The sequence below is a fragment of the Alkaliphilus flagellatus genome (assembly GCF_018919215.1).
Lineage (GTDB): Bacteria > Bacillota > Clostridia > Peptostreptococcales > Natronincolaceae > Alkaliphilus_B > Alkaliphilus_B flagellatus.
Genome location: NZ_JAHLQK010000002.1, coordinates 178205 through 190255 on the forward strand (window position 1 = coordinate 178205; position 12051 = coordinate 190255).

Genomic DNA, 12051 nt, shown 5'->3' on the forward strand with positions numbered 1-12051 from the left:
AAACAGGTAGGTGTGTAACGATTATGGATAATAATTTAGATAGGTATAAATATATATTCGATGAAATACTTACAATGACCGACGATGGGTTTATTGTTGTTGACAGAGAAGGTGTAGTTACAGACATTAATGACCAGTATTGTGATTTTTTAGGTACAAGTAAAGAAAATGTGATAGGTAAAAATATAAAGGAAACTATATCAAACTCGAAAATGATTGATATTATGCAAAATGCTTGCAGAGAAGAAGGAGCTATACACAAGTTTGTAGATGGTGAAACTAAGGAAGTTGATAATAGATTCCTTTTGGTTAGTAGATCTTGCGTTTTCAATGAAAAACAAGAAGTAATTGCTAGTGTAGCTCAGGTGAAGTTTAGATTACAGACCCTTGATTGCGCCCAAAAGTTGATGAAAGAATATGCAGAACTTGAGTTTTATAAGGAAGAATACAATAAAATTAGTACAAATCAATATACATTTGATGGAATGATAGGAAGTAGCAAAAAATTTTTAGGTATTAAAAAAATGGGAATGAGGGCGGCTAAAAACTCTTTTCCAGTTTTACTAACTGGAGAGACAGGGACAGGAAAGGAAGTCTTTGCCAGAGCGATCCATAATGGCAGTGATAGAAGAAGCAAACCTATGGTTAGCATTAATTGTGGCGCGATTCCTTCTGAACTTTTAGAGTCCGAGTTGTTTGGATATGAAGAAGGCTCTTTTACTGGAGCCAAAAAAGGTGGTAAGATTGGGAAATTTCTTCAGGCAGATGGTGGAACTATTTTTCTAGATGAGATTGGTGATATGCCTCCTGATATGCAGGTTAAGCTTTTAAGAGTATTACAGGAAAAAGAGGTCGATAAGATAGGAGGAGCTGAACCAGTTTCTGTAGATATAAGGGTTATAGCAGCTACAAGACAAAACTTAGTTAAAATGGTGAGGGAAGGAAAATTTAGAGAAGATTTATACTATAGACTCAATGTTATTAATATTGAGATGATTCCTTTAAGGGAGAGAAGAGAGGATATACTAATATTTGCAAACTACTTTTTGAACAAAATTAATATTGAATACAAGACTACTACCACTCTAAGCAAGGAGGTTAAACGATGTTTCCAAGGTTATTCATGGCCAGGAAATATAAGAGAATTAGATAATGTTATTAGAAGTTCATATGCATCATGTGATGAATTTATAATACAGTTAACAGATTTGCCTGCTAAAATGGTTTCTAGTCATAATGTGAATAGCTTTTCTGGTTCTGGTGAAAAAATGTTAAAGAACATGGTAGATAGTTATGAGTGTTCTATAATAAAAGAAGTTTTGAAAAAATGTAATTGGAATTGTCAATTAACAGCTAATGAGCTTGGTATTCATAGAAGTCTTTTATATAAAAAGATGGATAAGTTTGGGATTAAGGTAAAGAAAACGCTTTAAATTTGACAGATTTCTTATACTTAATAGCATTGACATATATTTCTTTCTAAACTATAATGTTATTTAATGTTTGTTGAAGGTTTTAAATTAAATGTAAGCGTTAAAGGGGAGTAGCTGCCCGCAAGGGAGATAAAGTCAACATCCTGGTTTAATAACCTGGCTTTATCATGACATTGGTCAATGTGAGACTTTTAACACGAGGAAACTATTGTAGGTTTCTTTGTGTTAGGAGTCTTTTTTATTGCTTAGAAAAGCATAAAATTGTTAGCCATTGAGAATTTTTTTATGACTATTAACTAAAAGGAGGTGTTACCTATATAAAGCTGTATACAGAAATATCAACATGTTAACAATACTGACGGGGGAGGAATGAGGCATGGAGTTTTTTAGAAAGACAGTTGATGAAGTCTTAAAGGAATTTGAAGTAAATAGTGACACTGGTTTAACAGACAAGCAAGTATTAGATAAGGAAAAAAAGTATGGAAAAAACCAGTTTTCTAAAGGAGAAAAAGTATCCATCGGTAGAAAAATAATAGAGGGACTTAAAGAGCCAATGGTGCTTATTCTACTTGTAGCGGCTTTTATAACTATAGGAATGAACATATATAAGTATTTTAACGGACTACATGCAGAGTTTACAGAAAGTATAGGTATAGTCGTGGCTATTTCCCTTTCTGTAGGTATTCAAATATTGATGGAGGGAAAATCAGAAAAGGCCTTTGATGCCCTTAACAATATTAATGAAGATATAAAGGTGAAGGTTCTTAGAAATGGTAATATGGACTATATCAACAAGAATGATGTTGTAGTAGGGGATATAGTTAAAATCGAAACTGGTGATAAAGTCCCTGCCGATGGTAGGTTAATAGAAAGCTCAGATTTAAAGATTGACGAGTCTATGCTAACAGGAGAAAGCATTGCAGTAGCTAAAAGTGCTAACATAGAGGTTGCAAACCATAATGCATCTTTACCAGAACAAGTGAACATGGTTTTTGCAGGTACCTTTGTGACCTTTGGACAAGGTGTGATGGTAGTAACCTCCGTAGGGGACAATACAGAAATGGGCCATATCGCAACAGAGTTAAAGGGTGCTATGGAAACCGCAACCCCTTTACAGGAAAAACTGGACAAATTAGCAAAATCCATATCTACAATAGGGATGGCTGCGTCAGGACTAATATTCTTGTTTGAGATATATAAAATATATACAAACAATACACTATCCTTTGATACAGTTCAAAATGCATTTATGACTAGTATTGCACTAATAGTGGCAGCAGTACCAGAGGGATTACCAACAGTTATTGCTATGACATTGGCACTAAACATAATTAAAATGGCAAGGAGTAATGCCCTCGTTAGAAAGCTTGTAGCCTGTGAGACCGTAGGATGTATTAACGTCATTTGTTCCGATAAAACAGGAACTCTTACAAAAAATCAGATGGAAGTTATAGATGTTTGGAGCAATGGCGATTTAGTTAACCCATCGGAATTAAAAAACAAGTTTATGATAGAAAACTTTACACTAAATAGTACAGCAGATATTAAGATAGAAGAGGGAAATATAAAGTTTATTGGGAACTCAACAGAATGTGCTCTTTTAAAGGCATTTAATGAGACTATATGCTCAATAAGCCCTAAAGCCTGTCCTAATTATATGAATAGTAATTTTGTCTGTGGAGGAGAGTGCAAGAAATACCACCCTACTAAGGAAGAATTTATTAGTTATGGTGATGTTAGACATTATTCCAATATAGCACATCAATATCCATTTACATCTGATACTAAGTCAATGACTACTGTAGTATCGGAAGAAGGGTTTAATAGAGTATATACTAAAGGAAGTCCAGAAAAGATCATTTCCTTATGTAACAGAATAATAGTGGGCAATAAGGTGGAGTCCTTTACAGATGAACTAAAGGAAAGAGTAAATAATGAGATAATAAAGCTACAGAAGGAAGCTAAAAGGGTATTGGCATTTTCTCATAGAGAAATGACTGAATTCTACGAAGACTGGGGCGAAAACCAACAAGAAATAGAAAGCAATATGATTTTTGATGGTTTTGTTTCTATAGCGGATCCACTAAGAGAAGACGTATATGAGGCTATAGATAAGTGTAAAAAATCTGGTATTAATTTAAAAATATTAACTGGAGATAATATTGTTACTGCAACATCTATAGCAAAGCAACTAAATATAGTTAAAGAGGATAGTATTATTATAGAAGCTCAAGAAATTGATAATATGTCTAACGAAGAATTATTAGAAATAATGGATAAAATAATAGTGATTGCTAGAAGTAAGCCTCTTACAAAAATGAGAATAGTAAACCTGCTTAAGGAAAATGGAAATGTAGTTGCAGTTACTGGAGATGGTATTAATGACGCACCAGCCCTAAAAAATGCAGACGTAGGAATTGCAATGGGTATTACTGGTACAGAGGTTTCAAAGGAAGCCAGTGATATTATACTTTTAGATGATTCCTTCTCTACCATTGTAAAGTCTGTGGAATGGGGAAGGGGTATTTATGAAAACTTCCAGAGGTTTATACAGTTTCAGCTAACAGTTAACCTTGTTGCTGTACTAACTGTTATTATTTGTGAAATACTTGGTCGGGATTTACCCTTTACTACAATACAGTTACTATGGGTAAACTTAATAATGGATGGACCTCCAGCTTTATCATTGGGCTTAGAATCCTTAAGAAAGCATTTAATGGAGCAAGAGCCTGTTAAAAGAGATGCAAGTATAATAACTAAAAGCATGCTCTATAGAATTATAACCAATGGATTATATATCGTTATAATGCTTATGATTCTTATTAACAAAAATGTTCTAGGTGGAACATTAGAGCAGCAGTCCAGCATAACTTTTACAACCTTTGTTTTGTTCCAACTATTTAATGCCTTTAACTCTAGAGAACTAGGAGACGAAAGTGTATTTAGCAACTTATCAAACAATAAGTCAATGGTGGCAATCGTAGGTGCAACCTTTGTACTTCAAGTATTTATAACTCAATTTGGTGGAGATGTTTTCAAAACAGCACCATTATCTATTGAAATGTGGGCTAAGGTAATAGGATATTCTTTCTCTGTTGTAGTATTTTCAGAGGTTATAAAATTTGTTAAGAGAAGGGTTAAGCTAAGTAGAGTAAATTAATAGTAGGTTAAAAACAGTTGGTGATTAATAAAAAACTTGTAATATTTACAAAAGAAATATCTCCCTTAACTTTAAAGAGTGTTAAGGGAGATGCTTTATTATCTAAGGAAGTATAAAATTATAGTTAAATATTTACATAATATTTTCAATAGACTTATCCTCAAAGAATGTGTTTCCATTATAAAGAAATAATAGATTATCTATACTGTTGGATTCAATAAACTCTTTTAGATTACCGTCATAGTATCTTAAATCCACCATATAGATTTCTCCATAATGTCCTGTTAGAAAAGGAACTATAGAGTTAGCATAGGAATCCTTAATAATAAGTAGTTTTTCTTTATTATTACTATTAGTAGTTATTTTAATAAGAGGGTGATTTCCTCCTAAAAATATAGTATATTTATCTTTTTTATTGATATTATCCATACTGTAAAGGGATGTAGTTGGCTTATCGGTTCCATAGAAATCAATATTATACTTTTCTTTTGACTTGGGTATATACAAATTAATTGTGTCCGGTGCTATGTTTTTAAATCCACTCTTAGAATATAGTGATCCAAAAAAGCTATCTGTAATTTGCTCTACATTAAAATCAGATTCTTCCTTTGGAATAAAATCCATGGTATTGCCCATCTCTTTGTAGCTGTAGTATGCCCCTTTAGTTGTCCAATGATGGTCTGTCTTATAAAATGTATAGTCATCTTTTTTACTATATAAGGCGTTGTACACATCAATAAACTTAATATCAGTACTAAGAGATTGTTCAACTTTGTTAATAAATGCAAGCTGATTGCTGACAGGAGCATAGGGAGGCAGCTTATCCTTTAATATTTCAACAGCGTTAGGTACTAACATAAAATATTTATTTACTTCAGGTATTGAGGAGGAGAAGCTATTTATAATGTTTATATTATTTTTAAAATCCTCTTCCATTGGTTTATTAAAGTTTTGTAGTAAATAACCATCTCTTCCTAGATATACGCCATTACTGTCCTTTTTACCTAGGATCTTTTCGCTATGGGATTTAACTCCTATCCAAAAGTCTCTAAAGGCAAACTGATCCGCAATATATTTTTCGTAGTTAGTAGTAAAATTGCCATGTAAAAGCTGACCTATATTAAAGGAGGGGGCCTGCTCAAGAACCCTATTTTCCATTTCAGAAAATGTCCTATCGCTGGTTATTATATTAAAAACTAATAAAATTACTATATATGCTGGTAGCATAGTAGCCATAATACGTTTATATGTCTTATCTTTTTGTTTCAAATATATCACTCCTAAAATCTAAAATAAAGAAATGGATTATAGCTTTCATTTACTAAATAAGCAGTACATAGAAACAAGAACAGTAAATATATTAAAGGCATAGCTATTACAGATATGCTCTTTAGTTTGTCCTTTATTTTAGAAGATAAATTGTTCAAAAATGGTGTGGAACATAGAATGAGAAGGATAAAGAGCATAGCATTTGTATAGAGATAGTATAGACCCTGCCCATCAAATAACATATGTTTTCCTAATCCAAACATTGTTTTTATAAAATAAATACCTTCATACATATTTTCAAACTCAAACAATACCCATCCGATTATTACCACTAGTAAAGTATAAATATGGCCTATAAATTTTGGACGATTTTTAAGCCATTTTAATAAAAATATTTTCTCTAAAGTTACAAAAACACCAAAATATAAGCCCCATAAAACAAAGTTCCAGCTGGCTCCATGCCATAGGCCTGTTAAGAACCATACTACAAATAGGTTTCTATACTGCTTTAGACTACCCATTCTGTTACCACCTAGGGGAATGTACACATATTCCCTAAACCATTCACCTAGGGAAATATGCCATCTTCTCCAAAACTCCGTCACACTTTTAGATATATAAGGGTAATCAAAATTTTTCATTAGGTTAAATCCAAACATCTTTCCAAGGCCCAAGGCCATATCTGAATATCCGCTAAAGTCGAAGTATATTTGAAATGTAAAGGCAAGTATTCCGAGCCATGCAGATAATATGGAAAGTTCTGCTAGTGGTGCCCCTTTAATATTAGTCCAAAGAAGTCCAATATTATTTGCTAACAGCACTTTTTTAGTTAAGCCTATAATAAATAACTCTACACCTTCACCAAATAAATCTATACTTTCTCTTCTGTTATCCATCTGGTAGGCAATGTCCCCATATTTAACTATGGGACCTGCCACCAATTGTGGGAACATAGTTACATAAGTTCCAAAGGATATTATATTTTTTTGTACTGGAGCCTTATTTGTATATACGTCTATTGTATAGGACAAAGTTTGAAAAGTATAAAAGGATATACCTACGGGTAGAGGTAGGCTTTTTATTGCAATATTTAAATTAAACAGTCCATTGATGTTGTCTACAACAAAGCCGTAGTATTTAAAAAAACCTAGTATTCCTAGGTTTACAATTACAGAAGTAATTAAAACAGCTTTAGGGATATACTTATGATCTCTATGCTTGTCTATTAGCAAGCCATTCAAATAATCAAAGAATGTAGAAAATAACATTATCAAAATATATATTGGTTCACCCCAGGCATAAAAAACAAGGCTTGCTATAAACAGAACCATGTTTCTAAGTGGCCTAGGAGATATGTAGTATAGAAGTATAGTTAGAGGTAGAAATTGAAAAATGAAAATAAGACTACTAAATACCAATTGTTGTACACCACCTTATAAGAATTTTAAAAGTATATCCTAACTATTACATCAAAAAAAGCAGCATAGCTGCTTTCGCTGAAGATCTATGTTATGGCTTTTTTACTATGTAAGAAAGTATAAATTTTTTAGTTGTTGAGAGATTTTTAAAGAAGTAGAAAGTTGATAATATTTTGTGCACTTGAAATTTAAAAGCTTAAGCTTTTAAATTGAGTGCGCCATGAGTCGATGCGGTAGCATCAGACGAATTTTCTATTTAAAAGAATTATCAAATATACCTTCTACTTTTGCAGCATCTTTCGATACTGTAAGTAGTACATAATTGCCATTGCTTTTTAATACATGCTTTTCTATTAAAAAATATTCCTCTGGTAGATAACTTTCAAAAATTGAACCTTGATCACTTATTCGAGTAGATATTTTTTCTTTAATAGAATCTATATTGCTTTCATCTTTAACTTTAATAATGGCCATCTCATCAGCTTTAATGTTTGTAGAAGCAACATATAGGACAAAGTCTTCAACCTCATCTTCATCAATATCATATAGTTTTTTAAGCTTATTAATATCACCTTTTTTCATTTCAGATATGTCTATAGCTTCTTCTATTTCCTTAGTAATTTCCTCTATAGTGGGAGCTTTAGCTATTGCTTTTTCTGAGGAACAGCCGAGCAGAAAAGTAAGAGATAGGATTGCTAATAAAATGGTTTTAAATGTATTTTTAATTATATTATTGTTATTCATAGTTATTTTCATCTGTTTTTATTCTCCTTTTTGAAATAATGTGGATTTAGCCGCTGTTATATTAAATATTGTTATGTAAATAATTTAACCAAAGTTTATAAAATGGATATTTAAAGTGGATGCCATCGCTTTCATGAAGATCCTTATCTATATTTTCCAATATAGAAGCTACATTAAGATAATTTAGACTTTCATTTTTAGCCATTTCTATGATAGCACTATTAAATTCTTGTATTCTAGCAGTAGTAACAAAGGGTAGTTTTTTTTGCACCTTTGGGTCTACGGGTAATATGGATTGAACATAGATATTTGATTCTGGATATTTATCTTTAATATTATTTATGAGCTCAGTGTAATTTTTAATAAATCTCTCACTGCTCATATTGGCTTCAACTTCATTAGTTCCTAACAATATAAAAACATTCTCCGGTTTTAAGATTTTTATGTTACTAAGTTCTTTATTTGCTTTTAAAAGGGTAAACCCTAGCTTAGCAATAACTTTTTCTTCATCTAAAAGCTCATAGTGGGATAGACCTTCTGTTATGGAATCTCCTATAAATAAGGAGCTTCCAAAAACTTCTTTATAATTAATATCCTCACTATTATCTAATATATTTTTTTGTGAGATATTACTATTTTTATTGGGCTTATTATTTGTTTCTGTATTTGGTTTTGAAGTATCTTTTTCTGCATTAGGTGCTATAATAATGCTATCATCTATATCATTAGGAGGTTTTTTGCTAGTATCATCCTCTGTATCTTCAATTTTATTTAAATTGTCATTATTTTTTGATCCATTGCTTATTGTTTTGTCCTTATTTGATATACCGAAAACTGTTATGCTCTTTAGTACACCTAGATTGTCCATATTTTTTATTATATAATTCTTTATTAAAAAGAAGGTTGATAGAAGTATTAGAATCAGGGCTAATAAAACAGTAATACGCCTTCTAATATATTTTTGTCTTCTTTTACTTCGACTTTGTTTTATCTTCATAGATATTCAACCTCCTATAATCATTTCTATTATTATATATGTATGGATAGTACAAGTTATTTGCACTATTGCACAAATAATTATAGTATATATATCCGATTAAGATGTAAAGAAAAAGTAACAAACAGGAAATTTAGACAATGTATTATTTGGTAATTGTGGAAGTATAAACAAAAACTCAGTTTATGCGAAAGCAAGATCCCCTCAACACTATAATTGTTAAGGGGATCTTTTGATCATTTGAAATTTCTTAAATAAGGATGTTTAAAATTCAAGTGTAATAGGAGTCAATGAGATAGCATTATGCGACCTTTTAATCAACCTCTATTCTTTCTAAAGGTTTAACTGTAGGACCTTCAATTACATCACCAGCAGGAGAAAACCTAGACCCATGACATGGACAATCCCAAGTTCTTTCTGCACTATTCCATTTAACCTGACAGCCTAAATGGGTACAGCCAGTATTAACAAAGTATAGTTTTCCTTCTTCATCTCTATAGGCACCTACTTTTTGTCCATTTATATCTATAATTTTTCCTTCTCCTTTTTCAATATCATTATTTGGGGATCCAGGAAAAAGCTTGCCAGAAATAAAGTTAACTGCTACATCTAGGTTTTCTTTAATGAATGTCCATATGGATCCATCACTTATAAATCGAGATGGGTCATAAACTTCAGCCCAAGGGCTTTCGCCCTTAGTAATAAAGTCTTTTAGGATCATTGCTGATACAGTACTGCTAGTCATTCCCCATTTTTTAAATCCTGTTGCTATATAAATATTAGGATGAGCAGAGTTAATGCTACCTATAAAGGGGATATCATCCATTGTCATACAGTCTTGGGCAGACCATCTATAAAGAACTTCTTCAACTTCAAAGGTTTCATTGGCAAAGTCAACTAAATTTTTATAATGGGTATTTATATCATCTCCATGACCAGTCTTGTGATTTTCTCCTGCTATTAGTATAAGCTCCTCATCGCCAAAGGGATGGGAACGTAAGGATCTAGTAGGCTCTTCTGCACTTATATACATACCATCAGGAAATTTAGATTTTGCCTTAATAGCAATAATATAGGCTCTTTCTTGATAAATTCTAGCAAAATACAATCCTTTTATATTAGAGAGGGGATAATGTGATGCTATTATAATCTTTGAAGCAATAATTTTTTTACCATTTCCCATAACTATAGAATACTTATTATCATCTTCTTCCTCTATATCAACTGCCTTGGTATTTTCGAAAATATAGCTGCCATCTCCAGCAACATCTTCTGCTAGACTCAGTAAATATTTACGTGGATGAAACTTCGCCTGTTCATCAAAGCGTACTGCTGCTTTTATTGGAAAGGGTAGAGGCAGGTCTTCAACATAGGAGGCCTTAATACCTAGATCCTGTGCAGCCTTTACTTCGTTTTTAATTTGATCTACATATGTATCAGACTGAGTATATACATATGCGCTTTGCCAACTAAAATCACAATCAATATTTTTTTCTTCTACAATTTGAGCAATAAACTTTATAGCTTTTTCGTTGGACTCAGCATACTGCTTAGCCTTTTCCATTCCTATTTGATTAATCATCTTATCGTATATTAAATCATGTTGAGAAGTTATTTTAGCTGTTGTGTGACCTGTAATACCATTAAGAATACGATCAGCATCAACAATAGCGACATTTAAACCTTCTTTTTTTAAGAGATATCCAGAAGTAATTCCTGTCATACCTCCACCTACAATAGCTACATCTACATTAATATCCTCTTCTAAAGTAGGGTAATTAGTAGTATCTGTGGAAGCAATCCAATAGGATTCTGGTTCTTTAGTAAAGCCTTTATCTGGAGAATAATATTGTTCCATAGTTTACATCCTTCCTTATATATATTTCTTTATCTAGTTCTATGATGTACCTAATTTTAGAAAATATTCTAGTTAAAATAGAATTGCTCCACATCTCCAACTACCTCAAAGCCAGTATTGAGTCCTTCTCCTGAAAATACAACTTTTTTGCTTTTGCTATCATATAACTTAACCTTCACAGCGGATGTAATACTTTCGCTAATATCCCTATCCATCATGCCGTTTTTAGGAGCTTTTAAAACTCCTCCTTTAGAAAATTTCGCTTTCATTTCTAATATGTATTTAGGGCTAGATATGGAAACATCTAATATATTATTTTTATATTTTAATTTTTTAATTTTCGCACCTGTATATGTAGCAAACATAAGTATTTCATTATCTATTCTCAAAAATGAAAGAAAACCAGTAAAATGACTCCTAAACCAAGGAATTTTAGCAATGGAAAACATTACTGAAACATTATCTTGCAAAAAATGATTGGATTGTAGCCAAATCCATGCTTCTGGAAATGATTTTCCCCAATCCTTCTCTATATAGCCATATCCACTTGTGAAGTCAATTTCAGTATTATTTTCAAAAATCCTACCTTCAATTTCATGATGAATATTAACAATACCGTGGTAACATTCCATAAATGGTATAAATGAAAAGGGCCCCATAATTCCAGGATTAAAAAACTTTTTAGGAAAAGGTACTATATTATTAAATGATAGCTCACCTTTAATTAAAGAATTTTCATCCCTTAAATCCAGCATTATGCCGTTACGATAAAAATGGTTATTTTCAATTTGAACATGAAAATCTTTATTATTAAATTTAAAACTATTAATATCATATTTAAAGTAGTGAACCTTACAGCTATTTGCTTCTATTACTTGAACAAAGGCATGTCTATCATCTTGACACTTTCCATAGGCAACACCAGGAATAATCGCCCATACATTTTTTTTAGGTGAATCTATTAACTTATAATACCAGCCTTCAAAATAGTTTTTTCTTTTATATTGTCCTTGAAACATTTCAGGATTCCAAAGTTTGCGGAATAAATACATTTTATCTTCCCCTATCACTAAAGATGATTGAAAGTCACTCTAAATTGTATTTTTCCCATTGAGAGAAAGGATATTACAAGTACTGTACAAATTTAAGTTATTAATAGCGATTTTAAAAGC

General features: G+C 31.7%; 8 protein-coding genes and 1 riboswitch. Of the genes, 2 read left to right on the plus strand and 6 right to left on the minus strand.

What is annotated here, in order from left to right; translation table 11 throughout:
• The first annotated feature begins 23 nt into the window (after window positions 1–23).
• Both KQI88_RS05775 and KQI88_RS05780 read left to right on the plus strand, forming a co-directional pair.
• Window positions 24–1433, plus strand: coding sequence for a sigma-54 interaction domain-containing protein (locus tag KQI88_RS05775; protein ID WP_216415407.1), 1410 nt, complete (start codon window positions 24–26; stop codon window positions 1431–1433).
• Between the two features lie 93 nt (window positions 1434–1526).
• Window positions 1527–1676, plus strand: a riboswitch (yybP-ykoY riboswitch).
• 133 nt (window positions 1677–1809) lie between these two features.
• On the plus strand, window positions 1810–4593 hold the full coding sequence (locus KQI88_RS05780; protein ID WP_216415408.1) for a cation-translocating P-type ATPase: 2784 nt from the start codon (window positions 1810–1812) through the stop codon (window positions 4591–4593).
• Between the two features lie 132 nt (window positions 4594–4725).
• On the opposite strand, the gene KQI88_RS05785 is transcribed toward KQI88_RS05780, so the two are convergent.
• The 6 genes from KQI88_RS05785 to KQI88_RS05810 all read right to left on the minus strand — a co-directional run bounded on the left by KQI88_RS05785 (window position 4726) and on the right by KQI88_RS05810 (window position 11931).
• A complete protein-coding gene (locus KQI88_RS05785; protein ID WP_246579163.1) occupies window positions 4726–5862 on the minus strand; it encodes a DHHW family protein in 1137 nt (378 codons plus the stop codon).
• 11 nt (window positions 5863–5873) lie between these two features.
• Complete coding sequence (locus KQI88_RS05790) at window positions 5874–7280, minus strand: MBOAT family O-acyltransferase (protein WP_216415410.1); 1407 nt, start codon at window positions 7278–7280, stop codon at window positions 5874–5876.
• A 252-nt stretch (window positions 7281–7532) separates the two neighbouring features.
• A complete protein-coding gene (locus KQI88_RS05795; RefSeq protein WP_246579164.1) occupies window positions 7533–8036 on the minus strand; it encodes a DUF4358 domain-containing protein in 504 nt (167 codons plus the stop codon).
• A gap of 49 nt (window positions 8037–8085) precedes the next feature.
• Window positions 8086–9021: a GDSL-type esterase/lipase family protein gene (locus KQI88_RS05800; protein ID WP_216415411.1), complete on the minus strand. Its 936-nt coding sequence runs from the start codon at window positions 9019–9021 to the stop codon at window positions 8086–8088.
• A 313-nt stretch (window positions 9022–9334) separates the two neighbouring features.
• Window positions 9335–10879, minus strand: coding sequence for an FAD-dependent oxidoreductase (locus KQI88_RS05805; protein WP_216415412.1), 1545 nt, complete (start codon window positions 10877–10879; stop codon window positions 9335–9337).
• Between the two features lie 68 nt (window positions 10880–10947).
• Complete coding sequence (locus tag KQI88_RS05810; RefSeq protein ID WP_216415413.1) at window positions 10948–11931, minus strand: tocopherol cyclase family protein; 984 nt, start codon at window positions 11929–11931, stop codon at window positions 10948–10950.
• Between the last annotated feature and the right edge of the window lie 120 nt (window positions 11932–12051).

Bases quoted from the DNA above. Each gene is read 5' to 3' on its own strand.
- KQI88_RS05775 (WP_216415407.1), top strand. From the start codon at position 24: ATGGATAATAATTTAGATAGGTATAAATATATATTCGATGAAATACTT.
- KQI88_RS05780 (WP_216415408.1), top strand. From the start codon at position 1,810: ATGGAGTTTTTTAGAAAGACAGTTGATGAAGTCTTAAAGGAATTTGAA.
- KQI88_RS05795 (WP_246579164.1), bottom strand. From the start codon at position 8,036: ATGAAAATAACTATGAATAACAATAATATAATTAAAAATACATTTAAA.
- KQI88_RS05800 (WP_216415411.1), bottom strand. From the start codon at position 9,021: ATGAAGATAAAACAAAGTCGAAGTAAAAGAAGACAAAAATATATTAGA.
- KQI88_RS05805 (WP_216415412.1), bottom strand. From the start codon at position 10,879: ATGGAACAATATTATTCTCCAGATAAAGGCTTTACTAAAGAACCAGAA.
- KQI88_RS05810 (WP_216415413.1), bottom strand. From the start codon at position 11,931: ATGTATTTATTCCGCAAACTTTGGAATCCTGAAATGTTTCAAGGACAA.